The sequence below is a fragment of the Burkholderia sp. 28_3 genome (genome assembly GCF_003253915.1).
GTDB lineage: Bacteria > Pseudomonadota > Gammaproteobacteria > Burkholderiales > Burkholderiaceae > Burkholderia > Burkholderia cenocepacia.
The window spans coordinates 39,274-61,069 of the sequence record NZ_QKZF01000011.1 but is presented as its reverse complement, the minus strand read 5'-3'; the positions used below and the strand labels follow the sequence as shown (position 1 = coordinate 61,069).

Below are 21,796 nucleotides of genomic sequence, written 5' to 3'. Positions count from 1 at the left end.
TGAAATCGATTATGCGCACGCGCAATCGAATTACAACCGAAACACCTGCTCGCAAGCGATTTCGCGCCACCCGACGATGGGCGTCGGCAACTCACGACCACTCTTCCGGCGGCATCTCGCCGCGGTCGTCCTCCCACAGCGGTTTCCCCGCCTCTTCCCCGCGGCTCGGCGTTACCGGCCCGTTTCCGCTCGCGCGACCATCACCGCGCCCAACTCGCCGCGCGTCGTCGCGCGGCCCCGCAGCCTGCGGGCGTTTCCGCGTGCGCGTCGGCGTCACGGTTCGCTGGCCGCTGCGGCGGCCTTCGTCCGTCGATCCCGCGTCGTTCGTCTGTCGTGCGTTCGAAGCTGTAGCCATGCTTTTCTCCTGTGTCATCGAAAGTAACCGGTCGCCCGCATGCAGCAATTTCGGTGCCGGGCGCCGGGCAAGCGTCTTGCTACACCGATTCGACCGAAACCGTTCCGGAGGTGACGATGCCGACGAATCGCAACACGCCGCCCGCCACACGCCGCCGCCTCGGCGGATGGATGGCCAGCGAGGAAGCGCACATGGCCGCGTTCCGCGAAAAAATCGCGAGCGAAGCGCGCGCGCAGGCCGGCGACCGGCTGCGTACGCCCGCCGTGCAGGAACTCGCGCAGCTGTTCGACGACAACGCCGTGCTGCGCATGAACCTGACCCGCGCGATCGACGAGGCGCGCGAAGCGGGATACCGGCTCGGCTATGCGTCGATCGGCGAGCTGATGACCGTGCTCGACCATCTGATGACCTACACGCCGCCGTTCAGCGAGGAAAGCCTGATCGTGTGTCCGCTGAACGCGTTCTTCGACTGGCCGATGTGCATGCCGTCGGGCCACGCGGTGTTTCGCGACGCGGCCGTCAACGCGCAGTTGAAGCGCGTGCTGAACGTATGGTGCGATTTCCTCGGCGGCCCGCATTCGCGCGCGCATCTCGACACGGCCGCGCCCGACGGCTGGTTCTGCGACGCGGCACGCAAGCGCCTGGGGCTGTCGCAGTTCCAGTATCGCGAGGACCAGCCGCACTGGGGCTTCGATTCGTGGAACGACTTCTTCACGCGGCGCTTTCGCGACGGCGCGCGGCCGGTGGCGGCGCCCGACGATCCGCACGTGATCGTCAGCGCGTGCGAGGCCGCGCCCTATCACACCGAAACCAACGTGAAGCTGCGCGACACGTTCTGGATCAAGGCGCAGCCGTACTCGCTGCGCGACCTCTTCACGCCCGCATGGCTGTCGCTCGCCGAGCGCTTCGTCGGCGGCGACGTCTACCAGGCCTACCTCAGTGCGTACAACTATCACCGCTGGCATGCGCCGGTGCGCGGCGTCGTCACGCATGCGTATCGGGTCGACGGCGCCTACTATTCGGTCGCCGAAGCGGAAGGCCCCGACCCAGCCGGCCTCAACGACTCGCAGGGCTACATGACGGCGGTCGCCGCGCGCGCGGTGGTCGCGATCGCCTGCGACGATCCCGGCATCGGGACGGTCGCGGCCGTGTTCGTCGGGATGGGCGACGTGTCGTCGTGCGTGATCGAGGTCGTGCCGGGCCAGCGCGTCGACAAGGGCGACGAGATCGGCTATTTCCAGTTCGGCGGCTCGACCTACTGCCTGCTGTTCGAGGCCGGCGTGATCGACCGCTTCCTGTACGCGCCGCCGTTCGACGGCGAGCCGCCGGTCGTGCAGGTCAACGCATCCGTCGCGATCGCGCGGTAAGCGGCGCGCGCGGGCCGGCGCGTCACGCGTCGGCCGCGTCGCTTACGCCGATCCCATGGGATTCGGCGGCGTCGTGACGTTGCACGCACCGCAGGACCGACAGTCCGTCGGCGGTCAACGCGGGTCGGTGCGCGCCCGACGCGTCGTCGTGCTGCAGCACGATCAGGTGTTGTTCGACGAGCGCGAGAACGTCGTCGCGGTCGATCTGGATCTGTTCGGGTGCGTGATGCGCCAGGAACAGCGCGGCGAATTCATGGGCGGTCAGCATGCTCGTTTCCCCGTTGGCGGCTGCGCGCGATGCGACACCGGCGTCGCATCGGCATGCGGCGCGAATCGTGCGCCGGCGACGGTATGAGCATGCAGGGACCGTGCCAAGGGACGCCATGCGGCCGGTGTCCGTACGGTGCGCGCGCCGCGCGATGTGGCACCGTGGGGTGCGGGTGAACCGCTGCAAAGTTTTCAACGGCATGTAAGGGCGGGCGACGGCCGGCGCCAGGTGCGAGGAACGTGTCGGAAAACGCTCTCCGCTCACGTCCGCCGCGAGCGAAACAACCCGGCCCGCGCCCGCCCGGCCGGCGCACGGAAATACCCGCTGTGCAGCACCACGTCGTGATTGCCGCTCGCCAGCACGTCGGCGCACGCGGCTTCGATACGCGCGCGGCCGTTTTCGAACGCGTCGCGCAGATCGGCCTCCAGCGCGGACTTCGCACCGAAATGATCTTCCAGCGCCTCGACCGTGATCGCGCAGGTGTGCGGCACCCCGTCGGCCTCGACGACGAAGCGCAACTGCAGCGCCGCGCCGTCGAAGGTCGGCGGTTCGTCGGTCAGCGTCACGGGGCGCGGGGAATCGGACGACATCGACTCATGCCCCCCGCGACGCGAGGCGCTCGACCAGCGCACCGTTGAACGCGGGCAGGTCGGCCGGCTTGCGGCTCGTGATCAGGTTGCCGTCGCGCACGACTTCCTCGTCCACCCACTTGCCGCCCGCATGACGGATGTCGTCCTGCAGGCTCGGCCAGCTCGTCATCGTCTTGCCCTCCACCAGCCCGGCCGACACGAGCAGCCAGCCGCCGTGGCAGATCGCCGCGATCGGCTTGCCGGCGCCGACGGCCGCCGTCACGAATTCGCGCGCGGCCGGCACCATCCGGATCGCGTCGCCGTTGATGACACCGCCCGGCAGCACGACCGCGTCGTAGTCGCCTTCACGCGCGTCGTCGAACGTGCGGTCGACCTTCACGCGCTCGCCCTTGTCGACGTGCCGGAAACCCTGGATCTCGCCCTGCTTCTGCGAGATCACGTCCACCTGCGCGCCTTCGGCCGCGAGCGCGCGCTGCGGTTCGACGAGCTCGGCTTCCTCGAAACCGTCGACCGCGAGAATCGCTACCTTGCAATGATCCAGCCTGCCGCTCATGGATGCCTCCGTGGAAAGGTCCGTGGAAAGGAATAGGAACAAGGCACGCGTCGTGCCGTGTCGGTCGCCCAGCAAGCGCCGTTCCGGCCGCGCAGACTGCAGCCGCCGGCGCGGACGTGCCGGCGCGGATGCATGCGTTCCGGCCACCGGGGAACGACCCGCAATCGAATGCGATCGGCGGGCTGCCCGGCCGCCGGGCCCTGTGCTACTGCAAAGATTTCAACGGGATGTAACGCGACGCCGTGCGCCGATCCCGTGCGATTACTGCAGATGACGCACGGCGTCGAGCATCGCGTCGGTCAGCTCGACCGTCAGCGTCAGGTTCTCGTCGGTATCGGGCAACTGTTCCAGCGTCTGCTGCACGGCGTCATGCAGCATCGCGTGGACACGCATCCGCGCGCCTTCGTCGAGATCCGCGTAGCGTTCCATCGTCGAGCATTCGAGCGCGAGCACGACCGAATGGCGGGCCGCCTCGGGCGGCGCTTCGACGGCGTTCGCCCACGCCGCATGGAACATGACCCTGCCCGTTTCGACGTCCACGTGGACCGTCGTGTCGAGATCGTCCGTGTCGCTCGCATCGCCGTCGATCTCGTCGTTGTCCACAAAAATCCGGGAATTCGATTGCATGATGTCCTCCTGCGTGGCGGCGGCGCGCCCGCCCCGGGGAAACCGCGCCGCCATCGCGCCATGCCGGCCGCGCCGGCACGACACCGTCAATAACCGCTGGAACCGCCGCCCGTGCCGCCGGCCCCGCCGCCGCCCGTGCCCGTCGAGCCGGCCGAACCGCCGTTGCCGGCGCCGGTGCCGCCCGAGCCGCCGGCCCCGCCCGACCCGCCGCCGACCCCGCCGCCGGTGGCGCCGCTACCGCCTTCGCCCGCACCGTTCGGGCCACCGCCCGGCTTCACATGGCCGGCCGACCCGCTGTGCGAACGCATGCCGTGCTTCGCGCCATGCCGCTGCGTGCCGGCCGGCGGAGGCGGCGCGGTCGTATTGCCGTTGGTGCCCGGCGTCGACATGTCCATCGACGGATTCGGCGCGCCGGTGCCCTCGTCCGAGCGCTGCGAGTTCTGCGCCCATGCGGCCGGCGCGGCCGCGACGATCGCGACGGCTGCGCACGCCAGCACGTGCCGCGCGACACACTTCGATTCGAATGCTGATTTCATGGCGTTTTCTCCCTGTGGGTGATCGCTTGATGGAAATTCCTGCTCCGGTCTTTCAGCAAGGCCCATGCCGTCGTCGGCACGTTCGCGACCCGGCACGCGGTTTGCGTCCGCCGTGTTCGCACGACCGTCCTGTGATTCCATACGGAGCCCCTTGCCTTATGCCTTCCGCTTCTGCTTCCCACGCGCACGTCAAGTCGCACGGCAAACGCCACACGCGCCGACCCGGCCGCGCGCGCAGCGCCGACCCGACCCACCGCAAGCGCTGGTCCGGCGAAGTCACGCAAAAAAGCGATGCACTCGACATCGAGCCCGACATCTTCAAATCCGACGATCCGGCCGCGATCGCCGCGTCGCTGAAGCGCTCGGCCGAACACAGCCGCCGCCGCAAGGCGTCGCCGTTCCAGTCGGCGATGTCGATGCTGAACTTCTACGTGAACCGCGCGGGCCGCAACCTGCCGAAAACACGCCGCGCGACGCTCGAACGCGCGAAGCGGAAGCTGCGCGAGGCATTCGGCCGCAAGCCCTGACGGCTGGCGCGCCGCCTCTCTCCCCCTGCTGCGATCACACGCATGCATGAAACGCTCTGGTATCTGATCATCGGCGCGGTGCTGCTTGGCATGGGCGTCGTGACGTCCACGCTGCGCCACCTGCCCTGCAGCTCGGCCATGATCTATCTGGTGCTCGGCGTCGCGCTCGGTCCGACCGGCGCCGACCTGCTGCATCTCGACCTCGAACGCGACGGGCGCCTGCTGCGCGAGATCGTCGAAGTCGCGCTGCTCGTGTCGCTGTTCGCGATCGGGCTGCGGTTGCGCGTGCCGCTGTCCGACAAGCTGTGGCTCGTGCCGTGCCGTCTCGGGCTGCTCGCGATGGTCGTCACCGTGCCGCTGCTCGCCGTCTGCGCGGTGCTCGCGCTGGGCCTGGGCTGGGGCCCCGCGCTGCTGCTCGCGGCGATCCTCGCGCCGACCGACCCCGTGCTCGCGCACGACGTGCAGGTGCACGATCCGGGCGATCGCGACCTGGTGCGCTTCGCGCTGTCCGGCGAAGGCGGGATGAACGACGGCATCGCGCTGCCGTTCGCGCTCGCGGGGCTCGCGCTGTGCGGCGCACCGGGCGCGACGCACGGTATCCCGCCGCTGTCCGGCACGTTCGCGCTGGTCGCGCTGTGGGGCATCGCGGGCGCGGCCGCGATCGGCGGCGGACTCGGCTGGGTCACGACGAAGACGATCGGCTGGCTGCGCACGCGGCACGCGCAGGCGCTCGGCCTCGAAGGTTTCTTCGCGCTCGCGCTGATCGTGCTGTCGTTCGGCGCCGCGCAGCTCGCGCATACGTTCGGCTTCATCGCGACGTTCGCGGCCGGCGTCGCGATGCGGCGCGTCGAGCATCGCGCGAGCGGCGACCGCCCGCCGCGCGAAGTGATCGGCCAGATCGATTCGGAAGACGTCGTCGCGACCGAAAAGCATCCGGAGAAAGCGCATGCGTTCATGGCCGAATCGGTGCTCGGCTTCACGATCGAGCTCGAACGGATCGCCGAGGCGATCGTGATGACGATGGTCGGCAGCGTGCTCGCGACGCTGCCCGGCCCGCTGCTCACGTGGGGCGCCGTCGCGCTGGCCGCCGTGCTGTTCGTCGCGGTGCGCCCGCTCGCGGTGCTGGTCACGCTGACCGGCTCGCGTGCGACGCATGCGCAGCGGCGGCTGATGGCGTGGTTCGGCATTCGCGGGATCGGCTCGTTCTACTATCTGCTGTTCGCGCTCGAGCACGGACCGTCCGACGTCGTGCGCCCGCTCGCGGCGCCGGTGCTGGCGGTGGTGTCCGCGTCGGTAGTCGCGCACGGGATTTCCGCGACGCCGCTGATGAACTGGTATTACCGGCTGCAGCAGCATCGGCGCTGACGGCTCACGCATCGGCGCCGAGCCGCGCGCGCATCGCCGCGGTGATGCGCTGGCGCGTCTTCGCATAGCCTTCCCACGGGTCGCGCTTCAGCGTATCCAGCCGTTCGTGCAGCGTGTCGATCGTCCATTGCGCGCCGCCGGTCGTCGCGGGCACCTCGTCCCAGTCGAGCGGCACCGACACGCCCATGCCGGGCCGCGCGCGCACCGAATACGCGGTGATCGTGCTCGCGCCGCGGCCGTTGCGCAGATAGTCGACGAAGATCTTGCCGCGCCGGTGGCGCGGCCCCATCGTCGCGGTGAAACGGTCGGGCAGCGTGCCGGCGACGTGCTGCGCGACCGCGCGCGAAAAGTCCTTCACGTCGTCCCAGCCCGCATGCCGCGTGAGCGGCACGACGACGTGCAGCCCCTTGCCGCCGCTCGTCTTGCAGAACGATACGAGCCCGAGTTCGTCGAGCAGCCCGCGCACGAGCTGCGCGGCGTCGATCATCGTGCGCCACGGCAGCGCCGGGTCGGGATCGAGGTCGAACACGATGCGGTCGGGCCGCTCGATGTTCGACGCGTGCGCGTTCCACGTATGCAGCTCGACCGTGCCCATCTGCGCGGCGCCGAGCAGCGCGTCGACGCTGTCGATCGACAGCAGCGGCCCGTGGCCCGGGTCGAGCCCTTCGTGCTGCGTGACGAACGGAATCTCGCGGCGTTCCGCGTGCTTCTGGAAGAACAGTTCGCCGGCGATGTCGCCGGGTGCGCGCACGAGCGACACGGGCCGGCCTTTCAGGTCGGGCAACAGCCACGGCGCGACCCATTGCCAGTACCGCGCGAGATCGAGCTTGCGCGTGCCGCTTTGCGGATCGAGCACGCGCTCGGGATGCGTGATGCGCACGCGGCCGATCGTATCGTCGCCGGTATCGGCACCGGCGCGCGCGCCGCGCGCCTGGCCCGTGCTCGCGTGACGATCGGTGCGCGATGCACGCCGCGGCTTGTCCTGCGTAGTCGAACGCTGATCCATCGCCCCCTCCGTTTCCGTGTGTGTCGGCATCTCGCGGACGATCTGCTCCGCCGGCTTGTCGTCGCGCAACGCGATGAACGCGGCCTGCCGCACGATGCCGTCACCGGTCCATTCCGCGAATTCGCATTCGGCGACGAGCGTCGGCTCGACCCAGTGCACGCGCGTGCGCGTGCGTTCGCGCGGCGGCGCATCGAACGGCATCGTGTCGCGCTCGTGCTTGCGCAGGATCGCGGCGAGACGGTCGAGCATCCGCGCGTCGAAGCCGGTGCCGACGCGGCCGACGTAGCGCAGCGGCCCCGGCCCGCGTCGCCGTTTGCCGGCCGGCGCCGGTTCGTGCACGCCGAGCAGCAGCGCGCCGAAGCCGTGCCGGCTGCCGGACGGCTCCGTAAAGCCGCCGATCACGAACTCCTGCCGGCGCCGGCACTTGAGCTTGATCCACGCGGGCGAACGGCCGGCGCGGTAGCGCGATTCCGCACGCTTGCCGATCAGCCCTTCGAGGCCGGTGTCGCAGGCGCTCGCGATCAGCGATGCGATGTCCTCGCCGAGATCGGGCGAAAAGCGCACGCGCGCCGGGTCGCAGTTCGCGAGCAGCGGCTCGAGCAATGCGCGACGGGCGGTGAGCGGCGCGTCGCGCAGGTCGTAGCCGTCGAGATAAGGCAGATCGAACACGAAGAAAGTGATCGTGTCCGAACGGTCCGTGCCGAACGCGTTCTGCAGCGCCTGGAAATCCGGCAGGCCGTTGTCGCCGAGCACGACGGCCTCGCCGTCGAGCCACGCGTCGTCGACGTCGAGCGCCGCGAGCGCGTCGCGCTGCGCGCGCAGCTTCGCGGTCCAGTCCCGGCCTTCGCGCGTCATCAGCGTGACGCGTCGGCGCGCGCCCTTCCCGGCAATGCGCGCGAGGATTCGATAGCCGTCGAACTTCAGTTCGTAGCACCAGCCGCCCTGAGTCGGCGGCGCATCGACCAGCGTCGCGAGTTGCGGCGCGACGCGCTCGGGCAGCGGCGCGCGCACCGCGCCTTCGACTTGCGACGGTTCGGTGGGGCGCGGGCCTTCGTGACTTTCGGGGCTTTCGGGGCTTTCGCGTCGTGCGGCACGTGCATCGCCATTCGCGCCATCCGCGCTGTTCGATCCGCGACGCCGCGCAGCATGCTTGCGCGCCGCGCCGTGGGACGCACCGTCATGCACACTCCCCGGCCGCTCGCCGACGACGTCGAATTCATCGGCGCTGCGCGCGTCGTCGTCGCGCTCCTTGATCAGCAGCCACTGCTCCTGACGCCCCTCCTGCCGTCCGCTGCGCACGAGCGCCCAGCCGCCGTGCAGCTTCTCGCCGTCGAGCCGGAACGTCAGCTTGCCGGCCCGATAGCCTTCGCGCGCATGCGCGATGCCGCCATCGGGCGTCCACGTACCTTCGTCCCACACGACGACCGACCCCGCACCGTAATGCCCGGCCGGAATCTCGCCTTCGAACGACGCGTATTCGAGCGGATGATCCTCGACGTGCACGGCGAGCCGCTTCACCTGCGGATCGAAGCTCGGCCCCTTCGGCACGGCCCACGACTTCAGCGTGCCGTCGAGTTCGAGCCGGAAATCGTAGTGCAGCCGGCGCGCGTGGTGCTCCTGGATCACGAAGCGCAGCGGATGGCCTGCGCGTGCGGCAGGCTTCGCGTTTGGCTGCGTCCCCGCTTTCGTCTGCGCCTTCGCGCGACGCTTGCCGTGCGCGCCTTCGGGCTCGGGCGTCGCGCCGAAATGGCGCTTGCGGCGATACGGATCGAGCTTGCCGGCCATCGCGTCACCTCGTCGGAGTCGGAGTCGGAGTCGAAGTCGAAGTCGAAATCGGAGTCGGCGTCATCGGCGTCATCGGCGTCATGCCGCGTGCTTGCGGCGCGCGGCGGTCTTCTTCGCCGCAGGGTCGCTCGCCGCGCCGCGTTTCGCTGCAGTCCGCTTCGCCGCGGTTTTCGTCGCGGCGCCTTTCGATGCGGACTTCGCCGCCGGCTTGCGGCGCGCGCCGCTCCGCGATGACGACGACGACGCCTCGTCCTCCGCTTCGTCGCGCGCCTCGCGCAGATCCGCCGCGCGTGCGCCGGCGCCGCCCTTCAGGCTGCGCTTCAGCAACTCGGTGAGATCGACCACGTTGCTCGCCGCGCGGCCGGTCTGCGCGGGCCGGTCCTCGATCTCCTCGATCTTGCCGGCGCGCACCTTGCGCTCGACCAGTTCGAGGATGTCGTCGCGGAACGTGTCGTGATATTCGTCGGGGGTCCATTTGCCCGACATGTCGTCGATCAGCTTCTTCGCCATCCCCAGCTCGCGCGCGGTGACGCCCGCGCCCTTCGCGTCGTCGGCCGGCACCGACAGCTCGTCGAGCGGCCGCAATTCCTCCTGCCAGCGCAACGTATCGAGCGCGAGCATCGGCCCGACCGGGATCAGCGCGCCCAGATGCTGGCGGTCGCGCATCACCACGAGCGCGATGCCGATCTTGCCGCTGTCCTTCAGCGCGTCGCGCAGCAGCGCATAGACCTTCTCGCCCTTGCGGTCCGGCACCAGGTAGTACGGCGTGTCGAGATAGAGGAACGACACGGCGTCCTCGTCGACGAAGGTCAGGATGTCGACGGTCTGCGTCGATTCCGGGTTCGCCGCGCGGATTTCGTCGTCGGTGAGCACGACGTAGCGCTCCTTCTCGTACTCGTAGCCGCGCACGATGTCCTCGCGCGTGACCTCCTTGCCGGTGCGCTTGTTGATCTGCCGATAGCCGATCGGGTCCATCGAGCGCTTGTCGAGCATCCGGAACGACGGCTTCACGGTGCGCGTCGCCGGAAACAGCTGCACGGGCACGTGCACGAGCCCGAAGCTGATCGCGCCTTTCCAAATCATCCGCGGTGCCATGCGTGTTCCTCCTTGCCGAATGCGCGCCCGCCCGCGGGCGGGCGCGCCGTACGGCGCGCGCCGCTGTCGGCCCTATGCCGGCAGCTCCGCCGCCTGCTGTTCGCGCGCCCACACGCGATGCTGGCCGAGGTGGTCGGACAGCGTGTTCAGCACCTTGTCGAGATCGACGGGCTGGCCGACGCACACGCCTTCGGCCGGGTCCGGCAGATGGGCGGCGCTGAGCAGTTGCCGGCCCGACCCGACCGCCGCGATCGGCTTCAGGTGCTTGAACGCCTCGCGCACGAAATGGCGGGCGTCGGCGCTGTGCGCGAGATCGCGGCCATCGCCGTCGCCGCCGCACACGAACACCGCGTCGAACATCACCGACGGCATGCCGACGAGCGTCGCCTCCGGCACGATGCCGCCGATCGGCGCGAGTGTCGGCGCGACGATCGTCGGCACCGCGTGCGCGGCCTTCAGCGCGTCGCGCACCTGTTCGACCAGCACCGGGTTCACGCCGGGCGTCGCGATCAGCGCGATCTTGCGCGAGCGGATGCCGGGCTTCGCGCGGCCGATCAGGCTCAGCGCGGGCGAGCGTTGCGGCACGGCCGGCGTCGCGGCCGCCTGCGGCGCGGGCAGCCCGAGCCGTTCGGCGACCTGCGCGGCGAGCCCCGCGTCGAAGCGCGCGATGATCTCGTTGACCACCCGCTCGCGAATATGCGGCTGCGTCACCTTGCCGAGTTCGAAGCAGTACGCGTCGCGGATATGCCGCTGCTCGATGTCCGTCATGCTCTGGTAGAACAGCGCGGCCTGCGAGAAATGGTCGGCGAACGATTCGCTGCGCACGCGCACCTTGTGGCCTTCGAGCGGCTCGGGCACGGTCTCGAACCCGCCGCCGGCAGGCGCGGGCGGCGTCTCGCGCGGCCAGCCGCCGCTCGTCGAGTTCGGCTCGTACGACGCCTGGCCGACGTTGATCGTCTGCCGGTGCAGCGCGTCGCGCTGGTTGTTCGCGAACGGGCACACCGGCCGATTGATCGGGATCTCGTGGAAATTCGGTCCGCCAAGCCGGCTCAACTGCGTATCGGTGTACGAGAACAGCCGCCCCTGCAGCAGCGGATCGTTCGTGAAGTCGATGCCCGGCACCACGTGGCCCGGGTGAAACGCGACTTGTTCAGTCTCCGCGAAGAAGTTGTCGGGGTTACGGTTCAGCGTCATCCGGCCGATCGGCCGCACCGGTACGAGCTCTTCCGGCACGAGCTTGGTCGGATCCAGCAGGTCGAAGTCGAATGTGTCCGCATCGGCCGGATCGATCATCTGCACGCCGAGTTCGAACTCCGGATAGTCGCCGCGCTCGATCGCCGTCCACAGGTCGCGCCGGTTGAAATCCGGATCGTGGCCGGCGATCCGCTGCGCCTCGTCCCACAGCAGCGAATACGCGCCGCTCACGGGCCGCCAGTGGAATTTCACGAAACGCTCGACGCCGGCCGCGTTCACGAAACGGAACGTATGCACGCCGAAGCCGTCCATCGCGCGATAGCTTGCCGGCAGCGCGCGGTCCGACATCAGCCACAGCACCATGTGCGTGGTTTCCGGCACCAGCGACACGAAATCCCAGAACGTGTCGTGCGCGGACGCGCCGGTCGGCATCTCGTTCGGCGCCTCCGGCTTCACCGCGTGCACGAAGTCGGGAAACTTGATCGCGTCCTGAATGAAGAACACCGGCATGTTGTTGCCGACGAGATCGTAGTTGCCTTCTTCGGTATAGAACTTCACCGCGAAGCCGCGCACGTCGCGCACGGTGTCGGCCGACCCGCGCGGCCCCTGCACGGTCGAGAACCGCACGTACACCGGCGTTTCGGCGGCCGGGTCCTGCAGGAACGCGGCCTTCGTGTAGTCGGCCATCGGCTCGTACACGCGGAACACGCCGTGCGCGGCCGAGCCGCGTGCGTGCACCACCCGCTCCGGAATGCGCTCGTGATCGAAATGCGTGATCTTCTCGCGCATGATGAAGTCTTCGAGCAGCGACGGGCCGCGCGCGCCGCCGCGCAGCGTGTTCTGGTTGTCGGCGATCCGCACGCCCTGGTTGGTGCGCAGCGCTTCGCCGTCGGGCCGCGCCCGGTTCTGTTCGAGCTGGCGGGATTTCGCGCTGTCGGGCGGCTGCGTCGGCTGCGTGGGTGGCGTCTTGCCGGCGGATGGGGGATTCGTCATCGCTATCGGTCCTCGTGGCATTCGGATGGGCCGCCGCAGCACGCGCCGACGCGGCGCGCCGCGGCACGCGCGTGCGGACGGCAGGAAAAGCCGGCCCGACGCGCCGCGAACGGCGGCGGGGCCGGCGGCGACGTCAGGGCGCGCGCAGCGCCGCTTCGAATTCGGCGGCCGTCACGTCGAGCGTCACGCTGCATTCGATCGCGGCGTCCTCGACGCGCGGCTTGTGCTCGTCCACCGCACGCCGCGCACGGTCGCACAGCTGCGTACGCACGCGCAGCCGGTCGGCCGTGTCGAGCACCGTGTAACGCTCGATCACGTCCGCATCGAAGCGCATGTCGACCGTGCAGCGCCATTCGCGCGCGTCCTCGTCGGACGGCACGCGCACCCACGACACATGGATCGTCAGTCGCCCGGATGCGTCGTCCGCATGCACGACGACGGTCGACTGCGACGGAAAACCGATCGCGAACGCGTGCTCGAGTTCCGCGACGCGCTGCGACCGGTCGGGCATCACGCTCATCGTCGCACGACGCCCAGCAGCAACGTGACCAGGAAGATCACGACGAAGATGTAGAACAGGATCTTCGCGATTTCGGCCGCGCCGGCGGCGATGCCGCCGAAGCCGAACACGGCGGCAATGATCGCGATGACGAAGAAGATGATGGCGTATCGAAGCATGGAACCCTCCTGGATGACAGCGGTCGTCACTAAACGTCGGCGCCGGTCACGCATCGTGCTTGTGTTTCGGTTTGCCGTGCGTGGGCGTGGAAGCCATTTTCTCGAGCTCTTTCTCGCTCATCGACTTGGCCATCGATTTCGACGGCGGTTTCAGGTCCTTCATTTTCGTGTCACCGCGCTTGGCCGACAGCGCGGCGCCTGCGGCGCGCTGCTGGGCCTGGGATTTGGCTGGCATGATTGCGCTCCTCTCGTTGGCGCGCGGGCCGACGCGACGGACGGCACGCGCGTGGTTGGAACAGTGGGGCCGTCACGCGGCGTCGCGACGCCGCAGATCGGCCGGCGGAATCTTCATCGCCTGGCGATACTTGGTCACCGTGCGACGCGCAAGAAGAATGCCGCGGCCCGCAAGGTTTTCCGCGAGCGCGACATCGGACAGCGGATCGGTCTGCCGCTCGGCCGCGATCATGTCGCGGATCAGCACCTTCGCGGCCGACGCCGAACACACGCCCTTGCCGGCTGCTTCCAGCTTGCGCGGGAAGAAATGCTTGAACTCGAACGTGCCGTGCGGCGTGGCCATGTACTTGTTGCCGGTCGCGCGCGAGACCGTCGATTCGTGCAGGTCGAGCTCTTCCGCGATGTCGCGCAGCACCAGCGGCTTCATCGCGATCTCGCCGTAGCGGAAGAAATCGCGCTGCCGCGCGACGATGCATTCGCCCACGCGCTGGATCGTGTCGAAGCGCTTCTGCACGTTGCGGATCAGCCAGCGTGCTTCCTGCAGTTGCTGGCCGAGCGGCGAATCGCGCTCGCCGCTCGACTGCGCGAACAGCGTCGCGTAGCGCTCGTGCAAGCGGGCGCGCGGCAGCACGGCCGGGTTGATCGTGACGATCCACTCGTCGCGCACCTGGCGCACGATCACGTCGGGCACCACGTAGTCGCCGCGCGTGCTGCCGTAGTGATTGCCGGGGCGCGGATCGAGCCCGCGCACCAGCGCGCACGCCGCGTGCAGCGTCTGCTGATTGCAGCCGAGGCGTCGCTGGATCTCGGCCGTCTCGCGGCGCGCGAGGCGCTCCAGATGTTCGCGCGCGATCGCTTTCGCTTCCGCGAGCGCCGGCGTGCCGGCGGGAATCGCATCGAGCTGCAACACCAGGCATTCGGACAGCGAGCGGGCCGCGATGCCCGGCCGGTCGAGCATCTGCACGAGCCGCAGCGCGACCGCGAGATCCTGCTCCGACAGCAGCCAGGCCGGATCGGCGGCGACCAGCAGTTCAGGCAGTTCCTGACGCAGGTAGCCGTCGTCATCCAGCGCATCGATCACGAGGCGCGCGGCTTCGCGGTCGCGCTTGTTGAGCGGATAGAGCCGCAGCGCATCGTGCAGTTGCTGATGCAGCGACGGCTCGGCGGCGATCCATTCGCCGGGCGACAGGCCGTCGGTGTCGTCACCCTGACGGCTCGTGCCGCGCGGCGCGGGTGCGGCGGTAAACGGCACCTCGCCATCCGGCGGGCGGATTTCGTCGCGCTCGGGCGCCGCTTCGGGCGCAGCGGCTTCGGTCGGCTGCTCGGGCGTTCCGGCAGCGGTATCCTCGTCGCCCTGGCCGTCTTCGAGAAACGGGTTCATGTCGAGCGCCTGGCGCAATTCCTGTTGAAATTCGAGCGAGGACAACTGCAGCAGCCGCAGCGACTGCTGAAGCCTCGGCGTAAGTGCCAGATGCTGTCGCATCTGCAGCGCAAGCGAGACGGGCATCGAAAGCCTCCTGACGGTTCGGTTCGCGGTATGTTTTCACCCTCTTCTACCGGACGTTACGCAGCTTCCGTGCCAGCCGCGCGAAGCGCGAGCCGTCGCGGCTCTCGCGGGTTCGCACCCCGCTTCGCCACGCGTCAAGGCCGCTTTTTTACAAGCCGGGGGCAAGTTTGGGGCACGCATTTCGCTCGCGGGAAAATGCGTGCCGAGGCTGCCGCCCGGCGGCCCCGCCGTCACCGCTTCGCATCGATGCGATCGACCGCCGAACGGTCGAGGAACGCGGTCGTCAACGCCGGCAGATGGCGCAGCAACCACGCGGCCATGTCGCGCTCCTGCTGCAGGATCCGCTCGCAGCACGCGCGGATTTCCTCTTCGCCGGCTGCGTGCGCCGCCGCGACGAGCGCGGTGTACGCGGCGATCTGCAGCTGCTCGAACGCATAACCGGCCAGCGCCGTCTTCACGACTTCGTCGTCCGCCAGCATGTCGCTCGCGATCTGCCCGTATGCGGCGACGCGGGCGGCGAGATCCTTGGTCGCCGATGGCGACGTGCCGAGCCGCATCAGGCACGCTTCGACGAGCGCCTGCTGGCCGAGCGTGTCGTCGAGATGCAGCCGCAGCCGGTCCTGCAACTGCGGATAATGACCGACGCGCTTCAACTGCGCGTCGATCATCGTCTCGGCCTGGCGCTCCATCGCGTACGCATCGCGCAGCCAGTCCTCGAGGTGCTCGTGCTGGTTCGCCATCGCATTTCTCCGGCCGCATCGCAGTGCGGCATGCCGTGACGCGTCGCCGCGACGCGTGCCATCAGTACTGCATCGGCGGCGGCGTGCCCGGCAGCGGCGGGTCGCCCTGCGCGCCGTTCGGGCCCGGCGGCGGCACGTCGGCCGGTTCGCCGACGTTCGCGTCCTTCGGCATCGTGTTGCCCGGCGACGGACGCGTGTCGTAACGCGTATTCGCGTCCGGCATCGTCGTGGTCGACTGCGCGCCGCGGCCGTCCGGCGGCGCGGGCGGCGCCGCCCGCGTGCCGTAGGTGCCGCCGGTCGGTTGCGTGCATGCGCCCAGCGCGCACGCGGCGGCGAACGCACAGGCGCCCACGCGTATCGTCTGGATCGTGTTCATCGAATCCTCCATCGAGGGCTCCAGGCCGGCGCATCGAGCGCCGCTCAGAGCCGGTTGAAATGGAAATCGCCCGCGTACGCGGTCGGTGCGCGGCGCGCCATCATCGTGTCGAATTCGGCCGCGACGCGCGTGAGCGTGCCGCGTTGCCGGTCGACGTCGGCCCGTTCGAGCGCGGCGAATGCGTCAGCGTCGAACGTCACGGTCAGCGACGCCGGATGGCCGTCGACCCGAAAGCCGATATGCAATGCGCCGGCCGGCTGTTCCTCGACGTGGAATGGAATCTCGCGCGCCTCGAAATGACGGCCGAGCGTCTCGGCGATGTCGCGCAGCAGGCCGGGTTTCACGCGGATGCTCATTGCAGACCCTCCGTTCGCATCCGCGGCATCGCGCCGGCGGGCCGCGCCCGCACGGGCGGCTCGCGCGACGGCGGATCCCGTTCCGGCGGCGCATGCCCGGGCGGATCGCCCTCCGGTTCCCGATACGGTTCGGGCATGTCCGGCGGCACGTCGTCGGGATCGGGCGGCTCGGGGTCCGGCTCGATGTCGGGAAGCGGCGGTTCGGGCCGTTGCAGCCATTGCGCGGAGTCGTGTTTCATCGGCGTTCCCTCGTTGCGGGGTTCGGGTACGGATCGGCGCGGCGCGCCGCACACCGTGGATTCGCAAGCCGCATGCCCTCCGTGCCGGTCGTGCGCGCGGCGGGAGCGCGCGGGAATCGGCACGCAGGCGCGCGGCTGGCCGCGAAGCGCCATGCCTTCGCTACACCGTTCGCTGCAAATCTTGCAAGCACGCCGCTACGCGTCGTACGCGGCCATCACGAGCCACAGCTCGCGGCCGTCGTCGCGCACGCGCGCGGCGAGCGCGTACGGATCGGACGGCTCGCACGCCCGCTGCAACGCGAAACGGGCGGGCTCGGTCGCGCCGAACGTCTCGTCGCCGAGCGGCCGCACGTCGGCCTTGCCTTCGAACATCCGGCGCTCGGGCCGGTAGATCAGCGGTTCGTGCTTCCACGTATCGAAATGGCTCTTCACCGAATCGAATCCGCCGCCGCATACGTTGACCTCATAGCGCACCCCTGGTCGTCGTTTCGGAATCATCGTCGTGCCTCCCGTCGATGTGCGCAGCAGGCTTCCTGTTGCGCCGTGTCGTGATCGTCGTCATGGTCGTCGCGGTCGCAGCGGCAAGTCGCGTGCCGTCCATGCGCGCCGGGAACGGCCGTTGCGGCACAGGCGGGTCATCGTCACCGATACGGAGCACCGCCATGAAGGATTCGACCCGGCACGGCCACGACGCACCGGCGCACGAGCGGCAGCCCGACCCGCAACCGCCGCTGAAGGAGCACGACCAGACGCGCACGCGCCATTCGGAACGTCATATCGACAAGCAGCTCGAGGACACGTTTCCGGCCAGCGACCCGCCCGCGACCGGCGGCGTCACGCGCATCGAGCCCGACACGCCGCCCGGCACGCACGACGACGGGCCGTGGCAGGAGAAGCGCGAAAGCGACCCCGAGTGACGAGACGGCCGCGCGCACGGCATGCGGTTTGCTGGATCGCAGCAACCGCATCGGCACATTGCTTCACCCAACCCGCAAGGAGAATTTCATGCATCGCGTCAACGAAATCATGTCGCAGGACGTCGTGCGGATCGCCCCGACCGACTCGATCCGTCATGCCGCCCAACTGATGGAGCGCTACGACATCGGCGCGCTGCCCGTGTGCGACAACAACCGGCTGATCGGGATGGTGACGGACCGCGATCTCGCGGTGCGCGCGATCTCGGCCGGCAAGCCGCCGGAGACGCGGATCCACGAGGTCGCGTCCGGCCCGATCGAATGGTGCTTCGACGACGATTCGCTGGACGAGATCCAGCACTACATGGCCGACGCGCAACTGCGCCGGCTGCCCGTCGTCGATCACGACAAGCGGCTCGTCGGCATGCTGTCGCTCGCCGACATCGCGACGCGCACGGCCAGCCCCGAGCGCGACGACGTGGCGAACACGCTCGAAGGCGTGTCGCAACCGAAGCAGACGTGACGGAGCGGTGTTCCGCTTCGCCCCGCCCACCCGCGCGACCCGCAGGGCCCGGCCCCGGGCACGGTCGCGCCCCACACAGCCTGGAGGAAACCATGCAGACTCCCGATCAAGGTCAGACCCGCATCATCGGCAAGGGCGCCGCGACGGCGGCCGGCCCCGGTCCCGACGTGATGGCGGCCGATACGCTGGAAGGCGATAAGGTCTATACGACCGACGGCGACGATGTCGGCAAGATCAAGGACATCATGCTCGACGTGCGCTCCGGCCGCATCGCGTATGCGGTGCTGTCGAGCGGCGGCATCCTCGGCATCGGCGACAAGCTGCACGCGATTCCGTGGAGCGCGCTGACGCTCGATACCGAACGCAAGTGCTTCCTGCTGTCGGTATCGTCCGAGCGGATTCGCAATGCGCCGGGGTTCGACAAGGACCACTGGCCGGCGATGGCCGATCCGCAATGGGCCGAGCCGCTGCACGAGTTCTACGGCAGCACGCCGTACTGGAGTGCCGGCGACGAGCTCGGGTTGACCGACCCGACCGAAGACCTCGACGATCCGCGCACGCGCGGCCGTCACTGACCGCACCGTGAGGCGGCGCCGGTTCGCCGGCGCCGCGGTTGCGCAGCCGTTTCGTATTGGTTCGATACGCCCCGCCCCGCGGGGCGTTTTCTTGTCCTCGCCGCGACGATGGACGCCGCGTGGGCGCCGTGCCGGTGCGCTACGACCGATGCCGCAACGCGTCGATCACGACGGAAAACGCGCGCGACGCCTGGCGGCGGCTCGGATAGTACGCGTGATAGCCGGGAAATACCGGGCACCAGTCCGGCATCACGATCCGCAACGCGCCGCTGCGCAGATGCGCGTGCGCGACGTCCTCGGCGACGAACGCGATGCCGAAACCGTCGAGCGCCGCCTGCACCATATGCGGCTGCGTATTGCAGGTGATCCGGCCATTCACGCGCGCCTGGATGGCGTTCCTGCCCTTCTTCAATTCCCACGCATAGATGCTCTTCGCGGTCGCGAGCCGCAGCGTGATGCAGTCGTGGTCGAGCAGATCCTGCGGCTTCTTCGGCGGCTTGCGGCCGTCGAGATAGGACGGCGCCGCGACCATCGCCATCGGGATGTCGGGGCTGATGCGCACTGCGATCATGTCCTGCGCCACCTGGTCGCCGTACCGCACCCCGATGTCGTAGCGCTCCTCCACGATGTTCGACAGCCCGTAGTCGACCGACAGTTCGACGCGGAGGTCCGGATAGTCGGGCAGCACGTTGCGCAGCTTCGGCCAGATGACCGTGTCGATCGGATGCTCGGTGGCCGTGATGCGCACCACGCCGGCCGGTTTGTCCCTGAAATCGGACAGCGCGTCGAGTTGCGCCGAAATCTCGTCGATGCGCGGCGCGACCGCGCGGAACAGCGCTTCGCCGGCCTCGGTCGTCGACACGCTGCGCGTCGTGCGCGCCAGCAGCCGCACGCCGAGCCGGGTTTCGAAATCGCGCACGGTCTGGCTCAGCGCCGACTGCGACACGCCGAGCCGCGCGGCCGCGCGCGTGAAGCTGCGATCGCGGGCCACCGCGAGAAAGACGAGCAGGTCGTTGAAATTTTCGCGCGCCATGTCGAAAAGCTCCGGTCGGGATGAACGCCAATCGTAGCACCGTCGGTGGCGATTCATCTATCCAGCTAATAAGTCCAAGCGTGCCGCACTACTTAATCGATGCCGGACGGCCCGCTAGACTGCGAAGCCATCGATCCGTCACATCGCGCTTCAGCCCGACGCGTCGGCCACCCGCTTTCCGGAACCAGACCCACCATGAATACCTCCCGTCTCAGCGCCATTACCGCCTTCGCCGCGCTCGTCGCATCGACCCCGCTGTTCGCGCAATCCGCGCCGGGCCTCACACGCGAGCAGGTTCGCGAGGACATGGCTCGCTACGCGGCCGCCGGTTTCAATCCCGCCCGCATGAATCCGCGTACGTGGGTCGACGACGCGCAGGCCGCCGCCAACGTGCAGGCCGCGCGCAACGACGACGCGCGCACGCATCTGGCCGGCCGCGACGCCGCCGCGCATTGCGACTGAGCTCGCGTCCGACACCTTCCGCCCGAATTTCCATGATGCAATCCGTTTCCACCCCCGAGTGCCACGCCGCGCCGGGCCATCCCGCCGCGTGGGGCGCCGTGCTCGCGATGTCGCTCGGCGCGTTCGCGCTGGTCGCGTCCGAATTCATGCCGGTCAGCCTGCTCACGCCGATCGCGGGCGACCTGCACGTCAGCGAAGGGCAGGCCGGCCAGGCGATCTCCGTGTCCGGCGCGTTCGCGCTCGTGACGAGCCTGCTGATCGCGTCGCTCGCTCGCCGCTGCGATCGCAAGCGCTTGCTGCTGTCGCTGACGCTGCTGACGATCGTGTCCGGCACGGTCGTCGCGTTCGCGCCGAACTATGCGGCGTTCATCGCGGGCCGCGCGCTGATCGGCGTGGCGATCGGCGGCTTCTGGTCGATGTCCGCCGCGACCGCGATGCGCCTCGTGCCCGATCGGCAGGTGCCGCGCGCGCTGGCGATCGTGAATGGCGGCAATGCACTCGCGACCGTCGTGGCCGCTCCGCTCGGCAGCTTCCTCGGCGCGATCGTCGGCTGGCGCTGGGCGTTCTTCTGCATCGTGCCGGTCGCCACGCTCGCGCTCGGCTGGAAGCTCGTCAGCCTGCCGTCGATGCCGTCCGCGCCGCAGCGCACGCACGTCGGCGCGGCGACGCTGCTGGCCCGGCGGCCAGTCGCGTACGGCCTAGCCGCGGTCGGCGTGTTCTTCATGGGACAGTTCGCGCTGTTCACCTACCTGCGCCCATTTCTCGAAACCGCCACGCATGCGGGCACGACCACGCTGTCGCTGATGCTGCTCGTGATCGGCATCGCGGGCGTCGCGGGCACCGCGCTGATCGGCGGCGTGCTGAAATACGGGCTGTACCGGACGCTCGTCGCCACGCCGCTGCTGATGGCCGCGATCGCGGTCGCGCTGACGGGCTTCGGCGCGTCGACGGCGGCCACCGCGTGCCTGCTCGCGCTGTGGGGCCTGCTCGGCACGGCGGCGCCGGTCGGCTGGTGGACCTGGCTCGCACGCACGTTGCCGCACGACGCGGAGGCCGGCGGTGGGCTGATGGTGGCGGTCGTGCAGTTGGCGATCACGCTCGGCGCGACGACGGGCGGCCTGCTGTTCGACCTGCGCGGCTACCGCGCGACCTTCGCGCTGAGCGCCGCGCTGCTCGTCATCGCCAGCGCGCTGGCCATCGCGGCGGGGCGGTCGACGGCCGGGGCCACGCAGCGCACCGACGCCTGACCGGCCGCGCCCGCCAGCCTTTTTACAAGGGTCGTGTAACGTCCCCGTCCGGCTTCGCAGCACCGCCGCTCGCCGATTCGAGGTAGCCCAGCAGCCGGTGCGGCGTCAACGGCTTCGCGCAGTGCGCGTCGAAGCCGGCTTCCTTCGCCCGTTCGCAATCGCGCCGCGATGCGAGCCCGCTGCACGCGACCAGTAGCATGTCCGACGTTCGCGGATCGCGCCGTAGCAGCGTCGCGAGCTGCAACCCGTCGAGGCCCGGCATCGCGATGTCGAGCACCACCGCGAACGGCTGCCAGTCGCGCGCGACGTCGCACACGGCGAACGGATCGTCGGCGACCCGGCACTCGAAGCCGCGCGCCTCGAGCAGCAGGCGCAGCGCATCCGCCGCATCGCGATAATCGTCGACGACCAGCACGCGGCGCGGGCGGCGCGGCACGCTGTCGGGGGCGCGCCACAGCAGCACGTCGTCGGCGGCCGGATCGTCGCCGGGATCGGGTTGCATCGTGCTTCTCCTGTCGTTGGACCGGCTTGCGCCGCAAGGCGCGCGCCCATACCGACTGCATGCGGCATGCCGGTTGCTGCATGTTTCGCATCGTCGACCCTGGAGTCCTTCATGCGCGCGATGCGGTTTCAAGCGTCCGGTTTGCGTCC

At 69.5% G+C, this 21,796-nt stretch carries 27 protein-coding genes; 8 read left to right on the top strand and 19 right to left on the bottom strand.

Annotated elements, in window-relative coordinates:
- Positions 1–471 precede the first annotated feature (471 nt).
- On the top strand, positions 472–1,722 hold the full coding sequence (locus tag DFS13_RS22440) for a phosphatidylserine decarboxylase family protein (RefSeq protein WP_058903961.1): 1,251 nt from the start codon (positions 472–474) through the stop codon (positions 1,720–1,722).
- Positions 1,723–1,744: 22 nt separating this feature from the next.
- Here DFS13_RS22440 and DFS13_RS22435 read toward each other — a convergent pair whose 3' ends face one another.
- From DFS13_RS22435 to DFS13_RS22415, 5 genes are all read right to left on the bottom strand, one after another.
- Positions 1,745–1,990, bottom strand: a complete 246-nt coding sequence (locus tag DFS13_RS22435; protein WP_006498320.1) for a hypothetical protein — start codon at positions 1,988–1,990, stop codon at positions 1,745–1,747.
- Positions 1,991–2,250: 260 nt separating this feature from the next.
- Entirely contained in the window at positions 2,251–2,580 is a 330-nt protein-coding gene (locus DFS13_RS22430; protein WP_111442141.1) for a DUF1488 domain-containing protein, read from the bottom strand.
- Positions 2,581–2,584: 4 nt separating this feature from the next.
- Positions 2,585–3,133, bottom strand: coding sequence for a type 1 glutamine amidotransferase domain-containing protein (locus DFS13_RS22425; RefSeq protein ID WP_034203625.1), 549 nt, complete (start codon positions 3,131–3,133; stop codon positions 2,585–2,587).
- Between the two features lie 261 nt (positions 3,134–3,394).
- On the bottom strand, positions 3,395–3,760 hold the full coding sequence (locus DFS13_RS22420) for a DUF3022 domain-containing protein (RefSeq protein WP_006498323.1): 366 nt from the start codon (positions 3,758–3,760) through the stop codon (positions 3,395–3,397).
- An 86-nt stretch (positions 3,761–3,846) separates the two neighbouring features.
- Positions 3,847–4,296, bottom strand: coding sequence for a hypothetical protein (locus tag DFS13_RS22415; protein ID WP_034203626.1), 450 nt, complete (start codon positions 4,294–4,296; stop codon positions 3,847–3,849).
- Between the two features lie 158 nt (positions 4,297–4,454).
- On the opposite strand from DFS13_RS22415, the gene DFS13_RS22410 reads away from it, so the two are divergent.
- Both DFS13_RS22410 and DFS13_RS22405 read left to right on the top strand, forming a co-directional pair.
- Positions 4,455–4,823 carry a DUF3175 domain-containing protein gene (locus DFS13_RS22410; RefSeq protein ID WP_006498326.1) on the top strand — a complete coding sequence of 123 codons (369 nt, stop codon included), beginning with the start codon at positions 4,455–4,457 and terminating at the stop codon, positions 4,821–4,823.
- A 42-nt stretch (positions 4,824–4,865) separates the two neighbouring features.
- Positions 4,866–6,188: a sodium:proton antiporter gene (locus tag DFS13_RS22405; protein ID WP_109343093.1), complete on the top strand. Its 1,323-nt coding sequence runs from the start codon at positions 4,866–4,868 to the stop codon at positions 6,186–6,188.
- Between the two features lie 4 nt (positions 6,189–6,192).
- Here the strand turns inward: DFS13_RS22405 and ligD are convergent, their stop codons facing one another.
- The 12 genes from ligD to DFS13_RS22345 all read right to left on the bottom strand — a co-directional run bounded on the left by ligD (position 6,193) and on the right by DFS13_RS22345 (position 16,889).
- Complete coding sequence (ligD, locus tag DFS13_RS22400) at positions 6,193–8,979, bottom strand: DNA ligase D (RefSeq protein WP_111442140.1); 2,787 nt, start codon at positions 8,977–8,979, stop codon at positions 6,193–6,195.
- Positions 8,980–9,057: 78 nt separating this feature from the next.
- Positions 9,058–10,074, bottom strand: a complete 1,017-nt coding sequence (locus DFS13_RS22395; protein ID WP_034203629.1) for a Ku protein — start codon at positions 10,072–10,074, stop codon at positions 9,058–9,060.
- A gap of 72 nt (positions 10,075–10,146) precedes the next feature.
- On the bottom strand, positions 10,147–12,261 hold the full coding sequence (gene katE / locus DFS13_RS22390; RefSeq protein WP_111442139.1) for a catalase HPII: 2,115 nt from the start codon (positions 12,259–12,261) through the stop codon (positions 10,147–10,149).
- A gap of 133 nt (positions 12,262–12,394) precedes the next feature.
- Positions 12,395–12,781 carry a DUF3022 domain-containing protein gene (locus tag DFS13_RS22385; RefSeq protein WP_060214446.1) on the bottom strand — a complete coding sequence of 129 codons (387 nt, stop codon included), beginning with the start codon at positions 12,779–12,781 and terminating at the stop codon, positions 12,395–12,397.
- A complete protein-coding gene (locus DFS13_RS22380) occupies positions 12,778–12,939 on the bottom strand; it encodes a DUF1328 family protein (protein ID WP_006498332.1) in 162 nt (53 codons plus the stop codon). The genes DFS13_RS22385 and DFS13_RS22380 overlap by 4 nt, the downstream gene beginning before the upstream one ends.
- A 46-nt stretch (positions 12,940–12,985) precedes the next feature.
- Entirely contained in the window at positions 12,986–13,174 is a 189-nt protein-coding gene (locus DFS13_RS22375; protein ID WP_006498333.1) for a DUF3008 family protein, read from the bottom strand.
- A gap of 72 nt (positions 13,175–13,246) precedes the next feature.
- Positions 13,247–14,680 carry an RNA polymerase factor sigma-54 gene (locus tag DFS13_RS22370; protein ID WP_048987196.1) on the bottom strand — a complete coding sequence of 478 codons (1,434 nt, stop codon included), beginning with the start codon at positions 14,678–14,680 and terminating at the stop codon, positions 13,247–13,249.
- Positions 14,681–14,910: 230 nt separating this feature from the next.
- Positions 14,911–15,420 (bottom strand): DUF892 family protein, encoded by a 510-nt coding sequence (locus DFS13_RS22365; RefSeq protein WP_060214454.1) that lies wholly within the window; start codon positions 15,418–15,420, stop codon positions 14,911–14,913.
- Positions 15,421–15,481: 61 nt separating this feature from the next.
- On the bottom strand, positions 15,482–15,796 hold the full coding sequence (locus DFS13_RS22360) for a hypothetical protein (RefSeq protein WP_034204037.1): 315 nt from the start codon (positions 15,794–15,796) through the stop codon (positions 15,482–15,484).
- Between the two features lie 44 nt (positions 15,797–15,840).
- Positions 15,841–16,152, bottom strand: a complete 312-nt coding sequence (locus tag DFS13_RS22355; RefSeq protein ID WP_006498337.1) for a hypothetical protein — start codon at positions 16,150–16,152, stop codon at positions 15,841–15,843.
- Positions 16,149–16,391 (bottom strand): hypothetical protein, encoded by a 243-nt coding sequence (locus DFS13_RS22350; protein ID WP_006498338.1) that lies wholly within the window; start codon positions 16,389–16,391, stop codon positions 16,149–16,151. The genes DFS13_RS22355 and DFS13_RS22350 overlap by 4 nt, the downstream gene beginning before the upstream one ends.
- Positions 16,392–16,586: 195 nt before the next feature.
- On the bottom strand, positions 16,587–16,889 hold the full coding sequence (locus DFS13_RS22345) for a hypothetical protein (protein WP_034203633.1): 303 nt from the start codon (positions 16,887–16,889) through the stop codon (positions 16,587–16,589).
- A gap of 164 nt (positions 16,890–17,053) precedes the next feature.
- Here DFS13_RS22345 and DFS13_RS22340 point away from each other — a divergent pair, with 164 nt between their 5' ends.
- From DFS13_RS22340 to DFS13_RS22330, 3 genes are all read left to right on the top strand, one after another.
- A complete protein-coding gene (locus tag DFS13_RS22340; protein WP_006498340.1) occupies positions 17,054–17,308 on the top strand; it encodes a hypothetical protein in 255 nt (84 codons plus the stop codon).
- 88 nt (positions 17,309–17,396) lie between these two features.
- Positions 17,397–17,828, top strand: coding sequence for a CBS domain-containing protein (locus DFS13_RS22335; RefSeq protein WP_058903681.1), 432 nt, complete (start codon positions 17,397–17,399; stop codon positions 17,826–17,828).
- A gap of 92 nt (positions 17,829–17,920) precedes the next feature.
- Positions 17,921–18,403 carry a PRC-barrel domain-containing protein gene (locus DFS13_RS22330; RefSeq protein WP_006498342.1) on the top strand — a complete coding sequence of 161 codons (483 nt, stop codon included), beginning with the start codon at positions 17,921–17,923 and terminating at the stop codon, positions 18,401–18,403.
- 139 nt (positions 18,404–18,542) lie between these two features.
- Here the strand turns inward: DFS13_RS22330 and DFS13_RS22325 are convergent, their stop codons facing one another.
- Positions 18,543–19,436, bottom strand: a complete 894-nt coding sequence (locus DFS13_RS22325; RefSeq protein WP_006498343.1) for a LysR family transcriptional regulator — start codon at positions 19,434–19,436, stop codon at positions 18,543–18,545.
- Between the two features lie 195 nt (positions 19,437–19,631).
- Here DFS13_RS22325 and DFS13_RS22320 point away from each other — a divergent pair, with 195 nt between their 5' ends.
- Positions 19,632–19,898, top strand: coding sequence for a DUF4148 domain-containing protein (locus tag DFS13_RS22320; RefSeq protein ID WP_006498344.1), 267 nt, complete (start codon positions 19,632–19,634; stop codon positions 19,896–19,898).
- Positions 19,899–19,933: 35 nt separating this feature from the next.
- Entirely contained in the window at positions 19,934–21,145 is a 1,212-nt protein-coding gene (locus DFS13_RS22315) for an MFS transporter (RefSeq protein WP_048987200.1), read from the top strand.
- A 22-nt stretch (positions 21,146–21,167) separates the two neighbouring features.
- Here the strand turns inward: DFS13_RS22315 and DFS13_RS22310 are convergent, their stop codons facing one another.
- Positions 21,168–21,647, bottom strand: a complete 480-nt coding sequence (locus DFS13_RS22310; protein ID WP_058903682.1) for a response regulator — start codon at positions 21,645–21,647, stop codon at positions 21,168–21,170.
- Positions 21,648–21,796 lie beyond the last annotated feature (149 nt).